General features: G+C 71.3%; 21 protein-coding genes. 14 read left to right on the forward strand and 7 right to left on the reverse strand.

All coding sequences use genetic code 11. The features are described from left to right. Positions 1 to 11: 11 nt before the first annotated feature. Genes ACWCP0_RS06755 through ACWCP0_RS06765 form a run of 3 tightly spaced genes read right to left on the reverse strand, consistent with a single transcriptional unit; the run spans position 12 to position 2,377 of the window. Positions 12 to 1,193 carry a hypothetical protein gene (locus ACWCP0_RS06755; protein WP_451077793.1) on the reverse strand — a complete coding sequence of 394 codons (1,182 nt, stop codon included), beginning with the start codon at positions 1,191 to 1,193 and terminating at the stop codon, positions 12 to 14. Positions 1,194 to 1,203: 10 nt separating this feature from the next. After that, a complete protein-coding gene (locus ACWCP0_RS06760; protein WP_351229899.1) occupies positions 1,204 to 1,458 on the reverse strand; it encodes a MoaD/ThiS family protein in 255 nt (84 codons plus the stop codon). A gap of 55 nt (positions 1,459 to 1,513) precedes the next feature. Next, entirely contained in the window at positions 1,514 to 2,377 is an 864-nt protein-coding gene (locus tag ACWCP0_RS06765; RefSeq protein ID WP_451077794.1) for an alpha/beta hydrolase, read from the reverse strand. 287 nt (positions 2,378 to 2,664) lie between these two features. On the opposite strand from ACWCP0_RS06765, the gene ACWCP0_RS06770 reads away from it, so the two are divergent. The 3 genes from ACWCP0_RS06770 (at position 2,665) to ACWCP0_RS06780 (ending at position 4,906) form a co-directional block, all read left to right on the forward strand. Further along, positions 2,665 to 3,468 (forward strand): response regulator transcription factor, encoded by an 804-nt coding sequence (locus ACWCP0_RS06770; protein WP_451077795.1) that lies wholly within the window; start codon positions 2,665 to 2,667, stop codon positions 3,466 to 3,468. A gap of 24 nt (positions 3,469 to 3,492) precedes the next feature. Next, positions 3,493 to 4,518 (forward strand): LacI family DNA-binding transcriptional regulator, encoded by a 1,026-nt coding sequence (locus ACWCP0_RS06775; RefSeq protein WP_351229893.1) that lies wholly within the window; start codon positions 3,493 to 3,495, stop codon positions 4,516 to 4,518. A gap of 100 nt (positions 4,519 to 4,618) precedes the next feature. Then, entirely contained in the window at positions 4,619 to 4,906 is a 288-nt protein-coding gene (locus tag ACWCP0_RS06780) for a DUF3099 domain-containing protein (protein WP_451077796.1), read from the forward strand. Positions 4,907 to 4,952: 46 nt separating this feature from the next. Here ACWCP0_RS06780 and ACWCP0_RS06785 read toward each other — a convergent pair whose 3' ends face one another. Next, positions 4,953 to 5,315 carry a DsrE family protein gene (locus tag ACWCP0_RS06785; protein ID WP_351229889.1) on the reverse strand — a complete coding sequence of 121 codons (363 nt, stop codon included), beginning with the start codon at positions 5,313 to 5,315 and terminating at the stop codon, positions 4,953 to 4,955. Positions 5,316 to 5,634: 319 nt separating this feature from the next. Here ACWCP0_RS06785 and ACWCP0_RS06790 point away from each other — a divergent pair, with 319 nt between their 5' ends. The 6 genes from ACWCP0_RS06790 to ygfZ all read left to right on the forward strand — a co-directional run bounded on the left by ACWCP0_RS06790 (position 5,635) and on the right by ygfZ (position 10,833). After that, on the forward strand, positions 5,635 to 6,369 hold the full coding sequence (locus ACWCP0_RS06790) for a hypothetical protein (RefSeq protein ID WP_451077797.1): 735 nt from the start codon (positions 5,635 to 5,637) through the stop codon (positions 6,367 to 6,369). 17 nt (positions 6,370 to 6,386) lie between these two features. Continuing rightward, complete coding sequence (locus tag ACWCP0_RS06795; RefSeq protein ID WP_451077798.1) at positions 6,387 to 7,214, forward strand: hypothetical protein; 828 nt, start codon at positions 6,387 to 6,389, stop codon at positions 7,212 to 7,214. A gap of 449 nt (positions 7,215 to 7,663) precedes the next feature. Next, on the forward strand, positions 7,664 to 8,494 hold the full coding sequence (locus ACWCP0_RS06800; protein ID WP_451078041.1) for a hypothetical protein: 831 nt from the start codon (positions 7,664 to 7,666) through the stop codon (positions 8,492 to 8,494). A 248-nt stretch (positions 8,495 to 8,742) separates the two neighbouring features. Next, positions 8,743 to 9,315: an FABP family protein gene (locus tag ACWCP0_RS06805; protein WP_451077799.1), complete on the forward strand. Its 573-nt coding sequence runs from the start codon at positions 8,743 to 8,745 to the stop codon at positions 9,313 to 9,315. Positions 9,316 to 9,404: 89 nt separating this feature from the next. Further along, positions 9,405 to 9,842, forward strand: coding sequence for a Fur family transcriptional regulator (locus tag ACWCP0_RS06810; RefSeq protein ID WP_451077800.1), 438 nt, complete (start codon positions 9,405 to 9,407; stop codon positions 9,840 to 9,842). A gap of 10 nt (positions 9,843 to 9,852) precedes the next feature. Further along, positions 9,853 to 10,833, forward strand: coding sequence for a CAF17-like 4Fe-4S cluster assembly/insertion protein YgfZ (gene ygfZ, locus ACWCP0_RS06815; RefSeq protein WP_451077801.1), 981 nt, complete (start codon positions 9,853 to 9,855; stop codon positions 10,831 to 10,833). A gap of 84 nt (positions 10,834 to 10,917) precedes the next feature. On the opposite strand, the gene dtd is transcribed toward ygfZ, so the two are convergent. Then, complete coding sequence (gene dtd, locus ACWCP0_RS06820; protein WP_451077802.1) at positions 10,918 to 11,343, reverse strand: D-aminoacyl-tRNA deacylase; 426 nt, start codon at positions 11,341 to 11,343, stop codon at positions 10,918 to 10,920. A gap of 167 nt (positions 11,344 to 11,510) precedes the next feature. Between dtd and ACWCP0_RS06825 the strand changes: the two genes are divergently transcribed. The 3 genes from ACWCP0_RS06825 to ACWCP0_RS06835 all read left to right on the forward strand — a co-directional run bounded on the left by ACWCP0_RS06825 (position 11,511) and on the right by ACWCP0_RS06835 (position 14,566). Next, positions 11,511 to 12,164 carry an RsiG family protein gene (locus ACWCP0_RS06825; RefSeq protein WP_451077803.1) on the forward strand — a complete coding sequence of 218 codons (654 nt, stop codon included), beginning with the start codon at positions 11,511 to 11,513 and terminating at the stop codon, positions 12,162 to 12,164. A gap of 70 nt (positions 12,165 to 12,234) precedes the next feature. Then, entirely contained in the window at positions 12,235 to 13,218 is a 984-nt protein-coding gene (locus ACWCP0_RS06830) for an asparaginase (RefSeq protein WP_451077804.1), read from the forward strand. A 94-nt stretch (positions 13,219 to 13,312) separates the two neighbouring features. Further along, positions 13,313 to 14,566, forward strand: a complete 1,254-nt coding sequence (locus ACWCP0_RS06835) for a GNAT family N-acetyltransferase (RefSeq protein WP_451077805.1) — start codon at positions 13,313 to 13,315, stop codon at positions 14,564 to 14,566. Between the two features lie 103 nt (positions 14,567 to 14,669). Here the strand turns inward: ACWCP0_RS06835 and ACWCP0_RS06840 are convergent, their stop codons facing one another. Further along, positions 14,670 to 14,837: a hypothetical protein gene (locus tag ACWCP0_RS06840; protein ID WP_451077806.1), complete on the reverse strand. Its 168-nt coding sequence runs from the start codon at positions 14,835 to 14,837 to the stop codon at positions 14,670 to 14,672. Between the two features lie 217 nt (positions 14,838 to 15,054). On the opposite strand from ACWCP0_RS06840, the gene ACWCP0_RS06845 reads away from it, so the two are divergent. Next, positions 15,055 to 15,936, forward strand: coding sequence for a winged helix-turn-helix domain-containing protein (locus ACWCP0_RS06845; RefSeq protein WP_451077807.1), 882 nt, complete (start codon positions 15,055 to 15,057; stop codon positions 15,934 to 15,936). Then, positions 15,936 to 16,685, forward strand: coding sequence for an HAD family hydrolase (locus ACWCP0_RS06850; RefSeq protein WP_451077808.1), 750 nt, complete (start codon positions 15,936 to 15,938; stop codon positions 16,683 to 16,685). Before ACWCP0_RS06845 ends, ACWCP0_RS06850 begins: the two co-directional genes overlap by 1 nt. On the opposite strand, the gene ACWCP0_RS06855 is transcribed toward ACWCP0_RS06850, so the two are convergent. Continuing rightward, the gene (locus tag ACWCP0_RS06855) at positions 16,682 to 16,837 is read right to left on the reverse strand and encodes a hypothetical protein (RefSeq protein ID WP_451077809.1); all 156 of its coding nucleotides are present in this window, start codon (positions 16,835 to 16,837) and stop codon (positions 16,682 to 16,684) included. The genes ACWCP0_RS06850 and ACWCP0_RS06855 overlap by 4 nt on opposite strands. Positions 16,838 to 16,913: the final 76 nt, after the last annotated feature.

Raw genomic sequence — 16,913 nt, forward strand, 5'->3', positions numbered from 1 at the left:
TCCCGGGAGGTTCAGACCAGTGCCCGGCCCAGCAGGTACACGATGGGGGCGGCGGCCGTGAGCGGCAGCGCGACGCCCGCGGTCATGTGGACGAAGCGGGACGGGTAGTCGTAGCCGGCCACCCGCAGTCCGACGAGCGCGCCCACTCCGGCCCCGAGGCCGAGCAGCGCCCCGCCCGAGCCCGCTCCGACGGCTCCCCCGGCCGCGATACCGGCTCCCGTCGCGGCCAGCAGCGCCACGACGACCGATGCGGCGCCCGGCAGAGGCAGCGCGCGGGCGACGGTGGCCGCGGCGACCGCGACCCCGCCGACGACCAGGGCGTCCGACTCGGGGGCGAGATACCCGGCCGCCACGATCGTCAGCGCGGCGGAGGCGACGGTGGCCATGAGGCCGTACATCCGCTCGTCGGCGCTCGCGTGGCTGCGCAGCTGCAGCACCAGAGTGAGCAGGATCCAGACACCGAGGGTGCCGATGATCGCGGCCGGCGCGTGCTCCCGGCCCACGATGAGCAGGGCGGCGTCCGCGGCGATGCCGCCGGCGAAGGCGAGCGCGATGCCCTGGCGGGCGGGCCACATGCCGTTCAGCCGGAACCAGCCGGCGGCGGTCACGGCCTGCAGCAGGACCAGTGGGACGAGCAGCACGTACGGCGAACCGGTGGCGCCGGCCGCCGCGAGCAGCAGTCCGAGCACGGCGGTGAGCCCTGCGGGCTGGATGCCGGGCGGGATGATCGGCGAGCGCCCTTCGGCGCGGGCGCGCTGGGCATCGGTGATCCGGGTGTTGCCCCCGGTGGTGGGAGCGCCGTAGGCGGGCTCCCCGGCGACCGGGGCGACTGCCTCCGCGACCGCCGCCGTGGGCTCGTGCGCGACGGGCGCCGCCGGGGCCTCGGGAGGCAGCGGATGGGATCCCGGGCCGAGCGGCGCGCCCTCCTGATGCCGGTACGTCGCGTGCTGCGCCGACGGGACGGGCTGCGAGGACTGCGCGTGCGGCGCCGAGTGGACCGTGGGCTGGTACTGGGTGTCCCAGGTCTGGCCCTCCCACGTCTGGGTGACGTTGGGGTCCTGCTGGTAGCTCTGCCCGTACGGATCGTGGTGATCGTGGTCGTACGACCCGTACGACCCCCCGTGCGAGCCGTGCGGGCCCTGCGGGCCCTGCGAGCCCTGGGAGTCGTACGGATACTGCTGATCGTTGCTCATGCTGTGCGGTTCACCCTCCTGCGAACGGCGGGAGCACCTCGACCGTGCCGCCCTCGGCAAGCCGTACGGTCTCATGTCCACGCTTCCCGACGGGGTCACCGTCGACGAGGAACGAACACCGCCGGAGTACCCGGACGAGCTCGCCCGGGTGCCTCTCGCGGGCGGCGTCCAGCGCCTCGGCCAGGTTCTCCGCGGCGTACGGCTCCTCGGCCACCCCGGCGGCGGCCTTGGCCGCGGCCCAGTAGCGGATGGTCCCCGCTGCCATGGCGGCACTCCTCTCAGCGGCTCGTCTCTTCGGCTCGTCGACTGACCATGATGGTCTATGCGCGGACGAGCCAGTCCGCGAGGCGCCCCAGCAGTACGTCGTCCGCCGCGTTCTCGGCATGGCCCATGCCCGGCTCCAGCCAGAGCTCGCACGGCCCGGCGTCGGCCAGCATGCGCGGATGGTCCAGCGGAAAGTACGGATCGCGGTCGCCGTGGACGACCAGCAGCGGGGTCGGGGCGATCAGCGGGACCGCCTCGACCGGCGAGAGCGGGACAGGGTCCCAGTCCTCGTGGTGGATCCGGGTCCCGAAGCCGTACCGCCCGACGAGCCGGCCGAGGGGCCGGGTGACCACCCAGTGCAGCCGCCGCATCGGGGCAGTGCCGCGGTAGTACCAGCGGGCCGGAGCGCTCACCGCCGCCACCGCGTCCGCATGCGCGTCCCGCACGTCCGCCACATCATGTGCGGCAGGTGCTCCCGTGAGCCCCTCGTGCGCCCCGGAAGCCGCCCCGTACAGCGCCGCATGCCGCAGGACCACCGATCCGCCCATCGAGAAGCCGGCCGTCACCACCCGGCGATGGCCGAGCGACCGCGCCCAGGCGACCGCCGCGGCCAGATCCAGCACCTCGCGGTCGCCGACCGTGGAGCGCCCGCCCGAACGGCCGTGGCCTCGGAAGGAGAAGCTGACGACCGCGGCGCGCTCCGCGAATACCCCCGCGGCACGCCGCACCGCGGGCCGGTCCACCGACCCCGTGAACCCGTGCGCCACGACGATCGCCGTGTCGCAGGCCCCGGCCGTGCACGGCTCGTAGAGGGCCTCGATCCGGACCCCGTCCGATGTACTCAGGGTTGCCCGTTTCGGTCCGCCGGAGATCGACGAAACATCCACACTGTGAAACCGACCCTCCGCCACCGCACTCATGTGGGCTATTCTGCTGGGCAGAGGATCCGGGCGACGCAGCCCCCGGGTCCTTTTGTGTTTCCAGTCCGTTGTTACAGGCAGGTGAACGAAACGATCGCGGAACCCCAGGGCGCGGGGGCCGCGGCCGGAGCAAGAAGCAGTGCCGCAAACTCCCCCACAGCCTGCCGGCGTGGGAGGGGCCCCCTCTCGCAGGGACGAGGAGGAACCGACGTTATGGGCGAGCGAACCGTGCACGACCGAGAGACGACGACCCGCACAGAGACGGTGCACCGGGCAGGTGGGGCGCGATGAGCTCTCTGTTGCTCCTCACGAACGCCCTCCAGCCGTCGACGGAGGTGCTTCCCGCCCTCGGCCTTCTGCTCCACAACGTGCGGGTCGCCCCCGCCGAGGGCCCGGCCCTCGTCGACACCCCCGGTGCCGATGTGATCCTGGTCGACGGCCGGCGCGACCTTCCACAGGTGCGCAGCCTCTGCCAACTGCTCCGCTCCACCGGGCCCGGCTGTCCGCTGATCCTTGTCGTGACGGAGGGCGGTCTCGCGGCCGTCACCGCGGACTGGGGCATCGACGACGTGCTGCTGGACACCGCGGGCCCCGCGGAGGTGGAGGCCCGTCTCCGGCTGGCCATGGGCCGCCAGCAGATCACCGCCGACGACTCCCCGATGGAGATCCGCAACGGCGATCTGTCGGTCGACGAGGCGACGTACAGCGCGAAACTGAAGGGCCGGGTCCTGGACCTGACCTTCAAGGAGTTCGAGCTGCTCAAGTACCTGGCGCAGCACCCCGGCCGGGTCTTCACCCGGGCGCAGCTCCTGCAGGAGGTCTGGGGCTACGACTACTTCGGGGGTACGCGAACGGTCGACGTCCACGTACGGCGGCTGCGCGCCAAGCTCGGGCCCGAGCACGAGTCGCTGATCGGGACCGTACGCAACGTGGGCTACCGCTTCGTCACCCCCGAGAAGGTCGAGCGCGCCGCCGAGGAGGCCAAGGCGAAGGCGCAGGCGGCGGTCGCCCGGCCGGAGGATGCGGGCGTCGCCCGCCCGGAGGAAACGGCCGAACAGCGCGAAGCAGCCGTACGCCCTGCCCAGAGGTAGGTCACCCCGCGTAGACTGCCGCGCGTGGCCAAGGTGACGCGGGACGACGTGGCGCGACTGGCGGGTACTTCCACCGCCGTCGTCAGTTACGTCATCAACAACGGACCCCGGCCGGTCGCCCCGGCCACGCGCGAGCGTGTCCTCGCTGCCATCAAGGAGCTCGGCTACCGGCCGGACCGGGTCGCGCAGGCGATGGCCTCGCGGCGCACGGACCTCATAGGCATGATCGTGCCGGACGCCCGGCAGCCGTTCTTCGCGGAGATGGCCCATGCGGTGGAACGGGCCGCGGCCGACCGCGGAAAGATGGTCCTCGTCGGCAACTCGGACTACCGGGACGAGCGCGAGGTCCACTATCTGCGGGCCTTCCTCGGCATGCGCGTCGCCGGGCTGATCCTGGTCAGCCAGGGCCCGAGCGAGCGTGCGGCGGCGGAGATCGAGGCGTGGGACGCGCGGGTCGTGCTGCTGCACGAGCGGCCCGAGGCCATAGACGACGTCGCGGTCGTCACCGACGACATCGGCGGCGCGCAGCTGGCGACGCGGCATCTGCTGGAGCACGGGCATCCGTACGTGGCCTGTCTCGGCGGCGTCGAGAACACGCCGGCCGTGGGCGACCCGGTGGCCGACCACGTCGAGGGCTGGCGCCGGGCGATGCTGGAGTCCGGGCGGTCGACGGAGGGCCGGCTCTTCCAGGCCCCCTACAACCGCTACGACGCCTATCTCGTCGCCCTGAAGATCCTCTCCGGTCCCGACCGGCCGCCGGCGATCTTCTGCGCGACGGACGACCAGGCGATCGGTGTGCTGCGCGCGGCGCGCGAGCTGCGGATCGACGTCCCGGGCGAGCTGGCGGTGGCCGGCTTCGACGACGTCAAGGAGGCGGCGCTGACCGATCCTCCGCTGACGACGATTGCCTCCGACCGTCCGGCGATGGCGCGTGCGGCGGTGGATCTGGTGCTGGACGACGGGCTGCGGGTGGTCGGCTCCCGGCGGGAGCGCGTGAAGCAGTTCCCCTCGGCCCTGATCGTCCGCCGCTCCTGCGGCTGCGAGGCCTGACGTCGGACGCAGGGGGCACCCGCGAGGTCGGCGTGCCCCCGGGTGCTCGCCACCGTGGGCTCAACGGGAGAGAGTCTGCTCGGGGACCTACCCTTGAGGTGTGCTCGCCCGTAGGCGCAAGGTCTACTTCTGGATGATGGGCGGATGCCTCGTCCTCTTCGTGTCCGCCTGGGCTTTCGTGCGCCTCTGGTCGGTCCCGGCCGCCGTGGCGATGTGCGTCGTCGCCATGGTCATCCCGCCGGTCGCGGCGATGGTCGCCAACCGGCGCGGGCCCGAGGACCGGTGGTGGGACGACCCGTCCGGGGACCCGCAGTCCGACGCGTGGTGGGCCGAGCTGGACGGCAGGAAGCGGCGCCCCGACGAGCGCCGGGACGAGCACTGGGACTAGTTCGGCACCGGGAGCGGTGCGACCGGTACACGAACCAGTACACGAACTAGTACACGAGCGCCTGGACGCCGTCCGCCGTCGCCTCGCTCACGAAGACCTGCGCGCCCGCGATCCGTACGCCCTCGATGACGTCCTTCTCCGTGATCTCGCGGCGCGCCGCACACTGGGTGCAGAGCGTGATGCGGCCTGCCGCCTGGATCGACTCGATCAGCTCCGGCAGCGGTGCCGCGTGCGGCAGCTCGAACTCGGCGGCCCGGCCGGGCAGCGCGAACCACGAGGACTCACCGGTCAGCCAGAGGGAGACTTCCAGGCCGCTGGCCACGGCGACGGCCGCGACCGTGAAGGCCTGCGAGCAGCGTTCGGGAGCGTCGGCCCCGGCGGTCACCTTGATCACGAGCTTCTTCGCCATATGCCGAACTGTAATGTGCCGCGCCACAACCCCACCCGCCGCCTGCGTGTCAGCTGTGTGCGCGGATACGGAATCCGTGCCTCAGGTCTCGTGGGGGGACCCTTTGGAAACGCAGGACACACAGGCCCAGGAGCCTGCGGCGCAGCCCGCGCCGGACCCCGTGCCGCAGCCGGTCCCGGCGCCGACAGCGCCCCCGGCACAGGCGGCCCAGGACCCGGTTCAGCTCCCGGCGCCGACAGCGGTTCCGGCACAGGCGGCCCAGGACCCGGTCCCGCCGGCGCCGACAGCGGTTCCGGCACAGGCGCAGGAATCGGAGCCCGTGAACCGGCCTGTCCGCCGCCGGGGCCGCACCGCCCTGATCGTCGCGGCCGCCGCCGTCATCGGCCTCGTCGGGGGTACGGCCGTCGGCTACGGCGTACAGGCCGACCGCGAGCCCACACCGCTGCCCGCGCTGAGCCAGGCCGGTCTGGCCTACCCGGCGAAGCCGCCGGCGGACGACGAGCGCCCGGCGCCGCTGCCGGCCGCCGAGGACCGGCAGGCCAAGACCGACGGGGATCTGCGCAAGCTGCTTCTGCCGAAGCCGGCCGGTGCCAAGGACTCGGGCTTCTCGTACGGCGACGGATGGGTCTCGCTGGCCAAGTACACCGACCTCTACGACAGCCCCATGTGGGCGCTGGAGGACCAGCTCGAGAACGGGATCCGGCGCGTCGCGTCCACGTCGTGGAAGACGGGCGCGTACAGGACCACGGAGATCCGGCTGGTGCAGTTCCGCCCCAGTGACGTGCGCGGCGCCCACGAGCATGCGATCGGCCAGATGGATTACATGCCCGAGGACGAACACGCCGGCAACGAGGGCGACCCGATCAAGGGTTCCACCAACGGTCGCTACTACCTCTACCCGGTGGAGCGAGAGCCCGGCTACCTGGACCTCTATGAGGCCCGGGCGTACTTCCAGCGCGGCGACGTGATGGTCGAGATCTTCATGTACGACACCAAGAAGATCTCCAAGAAGGACATCAGTTCGGTGGCCGAGCGGCAGCTGGGGCGCCTGTGAGCGAGGACCGGAGCACCGTGACCGACGCGAATGACGTGTTCGCCGCCACCGTTCCCGTGGACGGGGACGTGCCGAAGAAGGTGGGGGCGAAGCGCAAGCTGCTCACCGTCGTACTGCCCGTCGTACTGGTCCTGGCCGTGATCGGTGGCGGTGTCACGTACACCTCCGTCACGGTCGCCGCCGCGGACCGCACCGCGCCGACGATCGTCTGGGAGAACCTGGACCCGAAAACGGAGGCCAAGGACCCGGCGGAGCTCTCCGCCACCCGGGGCAAGGCCTCGACACCGCTGAGCAAGTTGCTGTTGCCGGTTCCGTCCGGCTTCGAGCTCGGCCCCGACATCGAGGGGTACGGGAACGACGGGGAGCTCGCCGAGAAGGACGCCGTCGCCCTGCTGAAGAGCGAGGGCAAGGGTCTCGCCGGAAAGAAGCGCCGCGCATACGAGAAGCAGGTCGAGCGCCTCGGTGTGCAGGGGATCGCCGTGCGTTCCTTCGCCTCGCAGGACGCGGACCTCGTCGTGGACGTGCACATCACGCGGATGAAGAACAAGAGCCGGATCCGCGACATGTACAAGCTCCGGACCGGTCTCGCCGAACTTCTCGGGTTCCCCAAGGGACCGAAGATCAAGGACCACAAGAACTCCGCCTGCTACCTGATGCCGCAGGGCAAGGAGGGGAGCAAGAAGGAGAAGGCCGAGCAGCTGGACGGGATGATCTGCGTGGCGTACGACTCCGAGAACCTCGTCGCGGTCACTGCCGCGGGCGCCAAGCCGTTCGACAAGTCCGCCGTCGCCGCGCTGGTGAAGAAGCAGCTGGACCACATCAAGTCCCCGGGGGAGTACGTATGACGGAGCAGACCGAGTCGGCCGTGCAGACCGAGCCGGCCCTGCAGGCGGCACCGGCCGTGCAGCTCGAGCCGACGGTTCCGAACCAGGCTTCCGCTCCGGTGGTCGAGGGGGTGGCGTCCGAGGCGGCTTCCGTCCCGGTGGTCGAGGCAGTGGCGTCCGAGGTGGTTCCCGCTCCGGTGGTCGAGGGGGTGGCGTCCGAGGTGGCTTCCGCTCCGGTGGTCGAGGGGGTGGCGTCCGAGGTGGCTTCCGCTCCGGTGGTCGAGGGGGTGGAGTCCGAGGTGGCTTCCGTTCCGGTGGTCGAGGGGGTGGAGTCCGAGGTGGCTTCCGCTCCGGTGGTCGAGGGGGTGGCGTCCGAGGTGGCTTCCGTTCCGGTGGTCGAGGGGGTGGAGTCCGAGGCGGCTTCCGTCCCGGTGGTCGAGGCAGTGGCGTCCGAGGTGGTTCCCGCTCCGGTGGTCGAGGGGGTGGCGTCCGAGGTGGTTCCCGCTCCGGCGGCGGAGCCGGTGGCCCCTGACGCGCCCAAGCGCTCCCGAGGCCCCCTCCTGTGGGCCGTCGCCCGCTGGACCGCCGCCGTGCTCGTGTGCGGAGGACTGGGTGCGGGGACCGCGATCGGCATCACCTCGATGGAGCGCACCGACGTCCCCGGTCTCGCCACCGCGAGCGACGGCCGCTGGGACTACCCGAAGCTCAGCCTCCCGGCCCTGCCCGAGGGCTCCCCGCGCCCCTTCACCGAGGGCAACGAGGGCGAGGTCCACCACGCCGACCTGCGCAAGCTGCTCCTGCCCGCTCCTGCGGGCGCCACGGTCGACCCGAAGCTGAACGGCGGCTGGGTCGGTGTCGACCAGTACCTCTCCCTGTACGGGAAGGAGCACCGGACCGAGCTGAAGCAGGACCTGGCCGACGCCGCCCTCCGCCACATCACCGCTCGCGGCTGGACCATGCCGGACGGCACCCGGACGAGCATCCACCTGCTGCGGTTCAACTCCGTCGCGTACGCGGAGGCCTTCAAGGACGAGTCCCTGGAGGTGGGCGAGGCGGACGGAGCGTTCCTGGACGGGACCGAGGATCAGGACGTGCTCGGCGACCTGGAGTCCGAGATCAACGTCGCGTACACGGCCATCTACGCGTACGAGGAGCCGAAGCCGTACGGCCCCGAGCAGACGCTCTGGGCCTACGTCCAGGCGGGCGACACACTCGCGCTGGTCACCCAGACCCGCAAGGGCGGAGCGCTCGCCGTCCCGTTCAAGCAGACGGTTGTCCTGCAGAACCAGCTTCTGGGCTGACCGTCCACGGGACCGACCTCGCAGAGAGGGCCGGACGCCAGCCCACTAAGCTGGGGTCCGGCCCTTCTGCCTTCACCGCTCGTCCGAGGGAGCACCCGTGATCGTTTTCTTCGAGGTTCTGCTGGTTCTCGTCTGTGTCGGCGTGCTCGCCTTCACCGGGCTGGCCGTGAAGAAGCTGTACCAGGGCCAGCGCTGATCCTCAGAATCCCCCCGAATCCCCCGTATCCCGCCGATCGACAGAGTTGCTCATGATCGAGATCCCGTCCGACCTGAACCCCGGCCTCGTCCCCCTCGCGTTCCTCCTCGGCACGTGGGAGGGCGCGGGCGTGTCCGACTTCCCCGGTGCCGAGAAGTGCAACTTCGGCCAGTCGGTGACGTTCAGCCACGACGGCCGGGACTTCATCGAGTACGTCTCGCACACCTGGGTGCTGGACTCCGAGGGCACGAAGGTCAGGCCGCTGGAGAGCGAGTCCGGCTACTGGCGGATCGACAAGGACCGCAAGGTCGAGGTCGTCATGGTCCGTGACCAGGGCGTCGTGGAGATCTGGTACGGCGACCTCGCCGACCAGAAGCCGCAGATCGACCTGGTGACGGACGCGGTCGCACGTACCGCCGCAGCCCCGGCGTACAGCGGCGGCAAGCGGCTCTACGGGTACGTGAAGGGCGACCTGTTGTGGGTCGGCGAGAAGGCCACCCCCGAGGTACCGCTGCGGCCGTACATGTCGGCGCATCTGAAGAAGGTCGTCACCCCGCAGGAGGTCGAGTCGTGGGCGAAGGACCTCGGCGACCTGCCTGACGACGGCATCGCCTTCTTCAAGTAGGCCCTCTCGCCCGCTGCGCGCAGGCCTCTGGGCGCAGGACCTTCCGGCAGTCCCGGAGCGGGCTCACCGCGCGCGCCTACACTGGTCGCGTGGTGAGCACCGACTGGAAGAGCGACCTGCGGCAGCGCGGTTACCGGCTGACCCCGCAGCGCCAGCTTGTCCTCGAAGCCGTCGACACCCTGGAGCACGCGACCCCGGACGCCATCCTCGTCGAGGTGCGCAAGACCGCCTCCGGGATCAACATCTCCACCGTGTACCGGACCCTGGAGCTCCTGGAGGAGCTCGGTCTCGTCTCGCACGCCCACCTGGGCCATGGGGCGCCGACGTACCATCTCGCGGACCGTCACCACCATCTGCACCTGGTGTGCCGGGACTGCACGGATGTCATCGAGGCGGACGTCGCGGTCGCCGCGGACTTCACGGCCAAGCTCCGCGAGACATTCGGTTTCGAGACCGACATGAAGCACTTCGCGATCTTCGGTCGTTGCCGCAAGTGCGCCCTCAAGGCCGCTTCAGACCAGTCGTAGGCTTGGGGCCATGCAGCGACATTCAACGATCAGCCCTCTGCTGTCCCTGCCCGGCGCCGTCCCGGCCGAGGGCCGGGACGAAGGTGTCGCCGCGCACTACGGCGATCTGTTCCGCGAGCAGCGCGCGCTCGCGAACGGCACAGGTCTCGTCGACCTCTCGCACCGCGGTGTCGTCACCGTCTCCGGTCCCGACCGGCTCAGCTGGCTGCATCTGCTGCTCACCCAGCACGTCAGCGACCTCCCTGCAGGTCAGGCCACCGAGGCGCTGGTCCTCTCTGCGCACGGCCACATCGAGCACGCCCTCTATCTCGTGGACGACGGCGAGACGGTCTGGGCACATGTCGAGCCCGGCACCCAGGAAGAGCTCATCGCGTACCTGGAGTCGATGAAGTTCTTCTACCAGGTGGAAGTCGCCGACCGGACCGACGAGTTCGCCGTCGTGTATCTGCCGGCCGGTTCGATCGCCGAGGTCCCGGACGGTGTCGTCGTACGGGAGACCCCGCAGGGCCGCGACCTGTTCCTGCCGCGCCGGGACCTGGAGTCGTACGCCGCGGCCAACGGCCCCGCGATCGGGGTGCTGGCGCACGAGGCCCTGCGCGTCGAGGCGCACCGCCCGCGTCTCGGCTTCGAGACCGACCACCGCACGATCCCGCACGAGGTCGGGCTGATCGGCACGGCCGTGCATCTGCAGAAGGGCTGCTACCGCGGTCAGGAGACGGTGGCGCGCGTCCACAACCTGGGGAAGCCGCCGCGCCGGCTGGTCTTCCTGCACCTGGACGGCAGCGAGGTGCTTCTGCCGGGCCACGGCACGCCGGTCCGGCTGGCCGCGGACGGGGAGGACGGCCGTCAGCTGGGCTTCATCACGACGTCGGCCCGCCACCACGAGCTGGGGCCGATCGCGCTGGCGCTGGTGAAGCGGAACGTGCCGGTGGACGCGGAGCTGCTGGCGGGGAGCACGGCGGCGGCCCAGGAGACGGTCGTCGAACCGTAGCCGTCGTGGCCGCCGTGGCCCTCAGCAGCCGCCATGGCCCGCCTGGCCGCAGCCACGACGACGGATGCAGCCACCGCGACGGACTCAGACCTCGATCAGCACCGTGAACGGGCCGTTGTTCGTGAGCGAGACGCGCATGCTCGCCCCGAACCGGCCCGTCTCCACGTGCGCCCCCAGCGCCCGCAGCTGCGCCACCACCTCGTCGACGAGTGGTTCGGCGATCTCGCCGGGCGCCGCCGCGTTCCAGGTGGGGCGGCGGCCCTTGCGGGCGTCCCCGTAGAGAGTGAACTGCGAAATCACCAGCAGGGGCGCGGTCACGTCCGAGCAGGACTTCTCACCCTCCAGGATCCGCACCGACCAGAGCTTGCGCGCCAGCTGGGCCGCCTTCTCCGGGGTGTCACCGTGGGTGACTCCCACCAGCACACACAGGCCTTCCCCGACGATCTCGCCCACCGTCTCGCCGGCCACCACGACCTTCGCGCCGTCGACGCGCTGTACCACTGCTCGCATACGGACCAACCTATCCGGCACCGGTCCTGCGGCCATCCGGGGCTGAACGGGTCGGAGCGCCTGCGCCCGAACCGTCCGTAATGGCACGATGCACGCAGGCGGTGCAGCCCCTCGGCCCTCCGGGCCCGGGGAGACCCCATGCACCGGTCGAGGGGACTGATTCACGCATGAGCACACCTGGTTCCGGGCAGTCGCCCGGTCCCGCACCTATGACCACTCGCAGCAGCACGGGCGCCATGCGTCCGCCCCAGCAGCGCACCTCGGAGCAGGAACCCGTGCCCGAGCCGCGCAGCCACGAGCTCGCCGCGCTGCGGCTGCCGGAGCTGCGCGCGCTGCGCCGCGACTCGCAGCGCGACGAGGCGGACCTGAGCTATGTCCGGCGGCTGCTGCAGGGCCGGATCGACATCCTGCGGGCCGAGCTCGCCCGGCGTACGGACCCGCCGGTGTGCCCGGCACAGCCCGCCGTGCCGGAGGGCGCGGGCCGGCTGGGGCCCGACGCCGCGGTCGTCGACCGGCTGTCGGCGATCCTCGCGGACCCGCCGTCGCGGCGCGGCAGCTCGGCCCGCCACGTGACGTTGTCCACGCCGAGGGGCGAGGAGTACCGGCGGCTGGCCGCGGAGATGCTGGCCGAGGTCGAACTGTCCGACCTGGACGCGCGTACGGACGAGGAGCTGCACGCGGCGATGGGGCGGCTCGCGCGGTACGAGCAGCAGGTGTCGCGGCAGCGCGCCCAGCTGCAGCGGACCGCCGACGACTGCAGTGCCGAGATCGCCCGCAGGTACCGTGAGGGGGAAGCACAAGTGGACGACCTGCTCACCTGAGGCGACCCTTCCGGTCTTCCGGGGGCGGCCCTCCCGGCGGGTCTCCCCGTCCGGAAGGCCCGCCGCCCCCATGAGCTCCACCACCTCCGCCTCCTTCGCCGCCCCCGCTGCCGGGATACGGCCGGTCCTCGCCGAAGTCGTACGTTCCGGCTTCGTCGAGGGCCGTCACCGGGGTTCGCTGGTGGTCCTGGCCGCGGACGGCAGCGTGGAGCTGGCGCTGGGCGATCCGGCGGCGCCGGTCTTCCCGCGCTCGTCGAACAAGCCGATGCAGGCCGCGGCCGTGCTGCGGGCCGGCCTCGATCTCGCAGGGGAGCGTCTGGCGCTGGCCGCCGCGAGCCACTCCGGCGAGTCCTTCCACCTCGATCTGGCCCGCAAGATGCTGGCCGAGCACGGGCTCACGCCCGACGATCTGCAGACTCCGCCCGATCTGCCGCTGGACCCGGCCGAGGCGGAGACGTATCTCGCGACCGGGCGGGCCCGCGACAAGGTCGCCATGAACTGCTCGGGCAAGCACACGGCGATGCTGGCGGCGTGCGTACTGAACGGCTGGCCGCTGGGGACGTACCTCGACCCGTCCCATCCGCTGCAGCGGCTCGTGCACTCCGTGGTGGAGGACGCGGCGGGCGAGGAGGTCGCCGCGGTCGGCACGGACGGCTGCGGGGCACCGCTGATGGCGATCAGCCTGACGGGCCTGGCGCGTGCGTACCGGTCCTACGTGCTGGCCCCCGAGGGCTCGGCCGAGCGGCGGGTCGCGGACGCGATGAGGGCCCACCCCGAGTACGTCGCGGGCACGCGCCGCCCCGACACCTGGCTGATGCGGGCGGTGCCGGGTGCGCTTTCGAAGATGGGCGCCGAGGCGGTCCAGGCGGTGGCGCTGCCGGACGGCCGCGCCCTCGCCTTCAAGATCGACGACGGTGCGACGCGCGCGCTCGGCCCGGTGCTGGCCCGCTGCCTGGAGCGGATGGGGGTGGCCGATCCGGTGCTGGCGCGCCTCGCCGAGGCGCCGCTGTTTGGCGGCGGACGGCCGGTCGGGGGGATACGCGCGGCGTTCTGACCCGGAGCTGCCGTGACCGCCATGGCCGCCATGTCCGCCATGGCCGCCGTGGCGAGGAACGGCGGCCGGGCGCGGAAGTGTCTAGCGTGGACATATGAGCCTTGAGGGCGTTGACGTGCGTACCGTCACCGAGGCCGAGGGCCCGGGCTGGCTGCGGGCCATGCTCACCGGCTTTCTGATGTCGCCGGCCGTCGCGGAGACCGAGGCGTCCGAGCGCCTCGCGCACATGGATCTCTCGCGGGTGCGGGGCGCCTACGACAGCGAGCGGTGCGTGGGGACGTACCGCTCTTTCGCCCAGCAGCTCACGGTCGTCGGCGGCGCCTTCGTGACGGCGAACGCCGTCTCGCACGTCACCGTCACACCCACGCACCGCCGCCGCGGCATCCTCACCCGGATGATCACCGAGGATCTGGCGGAGGCGAAGGAGCGCGGTGACGCGGTCTCGACGCTGATCGCGGCCGAGCACCGGATCTACGGGCGGTTCGGCTTCGGCCCTGCCGCCTGGCTCACGGAGTGGGAGATCGACGTCCCGCGCAGCGGCCTCGACCCGCTGTGGTCGGGACCGGCGGACGGCGGCCGGGTGGACCTGGCCGACACCGAGGACGTACGCAAGCTCGGCCCGGAGCTGCATGAGCGCTTCCGTGCCCGGCAGCACGGGGCGATCGACCGGGATGCGTACTGGTGGAGCGTGAACACGGGAGCGGTGCGGCTGCCGTCGCAGCCCTGGACGGAGCCGTACTACGCGGTGTACCGCTCACCTGCGGGCGAGGTCGAAGGGCTCCTCACGTACACGGCGGAATCCCGCTGGAGCGAGAGCAGCCAGCCGGCCAACACGGCGAAGGTCCAGAGCCTGATCGCCGTGTCGCCCGCCGCGGAGCGCGCGCTGTGGGAGTACCTCTGCTCGATCGACTGGATCACGACGGTCCGGTCCGGCGGGCGCGCCCCGGACGACCTGCTGCCCCTCCTCCTCCCGGACCCGCGCGCGGCGCGGATCGTGTCGCACGCGGACTTTCTGTGGGTACGGCTGCTGGATGTCGTACGGGCGCTCCAGTCGCGTGCGTACGCGGCTTCGGGCTCCCTGGTGATCGACGTGCACGACGAGTCGGGGCTGGCGGGCGGCCGCTTCCGGCTGGACGCCACGCCGGAGGGGGCGTGGTGCGTGCCGACGACGGAGGCGGCGGATCTGTCGCTGGGGATCGGGGATTTGGGGACGCTGTATCTCGGGGACGAATCGGTGCTGCGGCTGGTGGCTCTCGGCCGGATCGAGGAGGCCGCCCCGGGCGCGGCGGCACAGGCGGACGCGGTGTTCCGCGCGAGGCGCCGCCCTTGGTGCCCGGACATGTTCTGACGGGGTGTGCTCTGAGGGGGTGTGCTCGGGGGGTGGGTTCGAGGACGAGGCCGAGGCCGGGTCCGCGGGCGGGGCCGCCTGTGCTGCCGCGCCCGCGGCGGCCTCAGACCGATGCGGAGTGGAGCAGCAGGGCGAGCATGATGCTGCCGGCGCCTGTTGCCGTGGCGTTCTTGGCGCGCAGGCCGAAGCTCAGCAGTCCGAGGCTGACGACGCCCACGATGCCGAAGCGCCAGTGGATGAACTCTTCGACGGCGAAGGTGAGGAGCGGCATGGCAGGTCCCTCCTTGGGGTGTGGGAGGAGCGTGCGAACCCGTTGGCTGATCGACCAACTGGAGTTAGCATCGGCCTACTTAGGCCAAGTGTTGAAAGTTGGTGCCAACTCACTTGGAGTTGTCCCCACTTGGTGTCCTCGAATAACCCTCTTCCAATAACTCCCCACAAACGGAAGAGAGTTGTAGCGTCGACCTGTGAACCAGGAGAACGGCAGCATGAACGGACGAGACACCGAACAAAAGCTCGGCTACCAGGACATTGCCGACATTCTGCGGGGGCGTATCCGCAGCGGTGAGCTGAAGGCCGGGGATCCCATGCCCACGCAGTCGCATCTGGTCGAGGAGTTCGGCGCCGGCCGGGGAACGGTCCGCGACGCCCTGAAGATCCTGCAGGACGAGGGCCTGCTCACCCACGTCACGCGCGGCGCCCCCGCACGTGTCGCCGGCAACGTCGCCCGGTCCGCGCACGACGCCGACGACCCGCAGCCGACGATGGTGGCGCTCGGCCCGCGCATGGCCGAGGCGTTCTCCGCCGAGCATGTCCGCATCGACGCGCTCAGTCTCACCGCCGAGACCCTGATGCTGGCCCTGGGCGAGCCCCTGCGCCTCATCCACGAAGGCCGCATCAGGCCGGACACCATCGAGGCCCGCATCCTGCTCCCCGGCCGCGACATCAACCTCGCCTTCCCGACGCCGGTCGAGACCGAGCAGGCCCTCATCGACGACAACCCCGTCCACCAGCGCTGGCTGACCCAGCGCAACGCCCAGGGGCAGGTCCTCCGCCACAACCTCCAGGCCCTGCACCGCTCCCACGGCATCGACGTCAAGGTCACCTTCCGTGCGCTGCCCCTCACCCCTCCCGTCAAGCTGTACGTCCTGAACGGCTCCGAGGCCCTCTTCGCGTACTACGAAGTCACCAGGCGCGAGGAGGAGATCGACGAGACACCCGTCGAGATGTACGACGCCTTCGGGATGCAGTCGCTGCTCTTCCCGTTCGTCGCCGCGCACGGGTCGCGCGACGCCGCCTTCGTGGCGCAGTCACAGATGTGGTTCGACGCACTCTGGAACACCATCGCGTCGAACCTCACACTCTCCTAGTGACTATCCAAGCGGCACACACGGAACAGGCGGCACACGTGGTCGAGCAGCTCAAGGATCTGGTCAGCGGCGCCGAGCATGTGCTCTTCGACTTCGACGGCCCCATCTGCCACCTCTTCGCGGGCCATCGCGCGCACCACGTCGCCGACAGCCTGGTGGAGTGGCTGGAGAAACGCGGCAGCCATGTACTCCTGACGGACGAGGAACGGGACTCCGGGGACCCGCATGCCGTCCTGCGCGCGGTGAGCCGGCTGCAGCCGGGCAGCGAGCTGGTCGAGGCGCTGGAGGCGGAGCTGACCCGCGAGGAGCTCCACGCCACCACGACCGCCTGGCCCACCGCCTACGCCGACCCGCTGATACGTACCTGGAGTGCGATCGGCGTCGGCCTTGCCATCGCGACCAACAACTCCCCGCGGGTGGCGGAGCAGTACCTCACCGGCCGCGGGCTGCGCGAGTGCTTCGCGCCCCACATCCACGGCCGTACCACCGATCTTCACCTCCTCAAGCCCGACCCGGACTGTGTGCTGCGCGCCCTCACCTCCCTCGGCGCGGACCCGGCCGCGTCGCTGATGATCGGCGACACCCCCTCCGACCTGTACGCGGCCCGCGAGGCGGGTGTGCGCTTCCTCGGTTTCGGCCGTGATGGGCATCGGGTGGAAAGACTGCACCGGGCGGGGGCGTCGGTGACCGTGGATTCGCTGGAACCGGTCCTGGACGCCGTCCGATGCGTGGGCAGGGACCGGATCTAGAGCAGCAGGAGTACGCAGACCACGCACCCCAGCACCGCGCAGTCGCGCCTTTCCTCTTTGTCGGCCAGAGCGAGGACGGCGACGAGCAGTCCGGGAGCCCCGAACAGCTGGTGGACGATCAGCTCCAGCAAGGTTTGCAGGAGGCGGGCCATGGCGTTCCCTCCCTTCGGGTCCAGTCACCCGATCAACTTCCGGCCCAATTGGACTGGTTGATTGAAGTGGTGGTCC

It is taken from the genome of Streptomyces sp. NPDC001970, assembly GCF_053594115.1.

Bases quoted from the DNA above. Each gene is read 5' to 3' on its own strand.
- ACWCP0_RS06755 (WP_451077793.1), bottom strand. From the start codon at position 1,193: ATGAGCAACGATCAGCAGTATCCGTACGACTCCCAGGGCTCGCAGGGC.
- ACWCP0_RS06760 (WP_351229899.1), bottom strand. From the start codon at position 1,458: ATGGCAGCGGGGACCATCCGCTACTGGGCCGCGGCCAAGGCCGCCGCC.
- ACWCP0_RS06765 (WP_451077794.1), bottom strand. From the start codon at position 2,377: ATGAGTGCGGTGGCGGAGGGTCGGTTTCACAGTGTGGATGTTTCGTCG.
- ACWCP0_RS06770 (WP_451077795.1), top strand. From the start codon at position 2,665: ATGAGCTCTCTGTTGCTCCTCACGAACGCCCTCCAGCCGTCGACGGAG.
- ACWCP0_RS06785 (WP_351229889.1), bottom strand. From the start codon at position 5,315: ATGGCGAAGAAGCTCGTGATCAAGGTGACCGCCGGGGCCGACGCTCCC.
- ACWCP0_RS06805 (WP_451077799.1), top strand. From the start codon at position 8,743: ATGATCGAGATCCCGTCCGACCTGAACCCCGGCCTCGTCCCCCTCGCG.
- ygfZ (WP_451077801.1), top strand. From the start codon at position 9,853: ATGCAGCGACATTCAACGATCAGCCCTCTGCTGTCCCTGCCCGGCGCC.
- dtd (WP_451077802.1), bottom strand. From the start codon at position 11,343: ATGCGAGCAGTGGTACAGCGCGTCGACGGCGCGAAGGTCGTGGTGGCC.
- ACWCP0_RS06825 (WP_451077803.1), top strand. From the start codon at position 11,511: ATGAGCACACCTGGTTCCGGGCAGTCGCCCGGTCCCGCACCTATGACC.
- ACWCP0_RS06830 (WP_451077804.1), top strand. From the start codon at position 12,235: ATGAGCTCCACCACCTCCGCCTCCTTCGCCGCCCCCGCTGCCGGGATA.
- ACWCP0_RS06835 (WP_451077805.1), top strand. From the start codon at position 13,313: ATGAGCCTTGAGGGCGTTGACGTGCGTACCGTCACCGAGGCCGAGGGC.
- ACWCP0_RS06840 (WP_451077806.1), bottom strand. From the start codon at position 14,837: ATGCCGCTCCTCACCTTCGCCGTCGAAGAGTTCATCCACTGGCGCTTC.
- ACWCP0_RS06845 (WP_451077807.1), top strand. From the start codon at position 15,055: ATGAACGGACGAGACACCGAACAAAAGCTCGGCTACCAGGACATTGCC.
- ACWCP0_RS06855 (WP_451077809.1), bottom strand. From the start codon at position 16,837: ATGGCCCGCCTCCTGCAAACCTTGCTGGAGCTGATCGTCCACCAGCTG.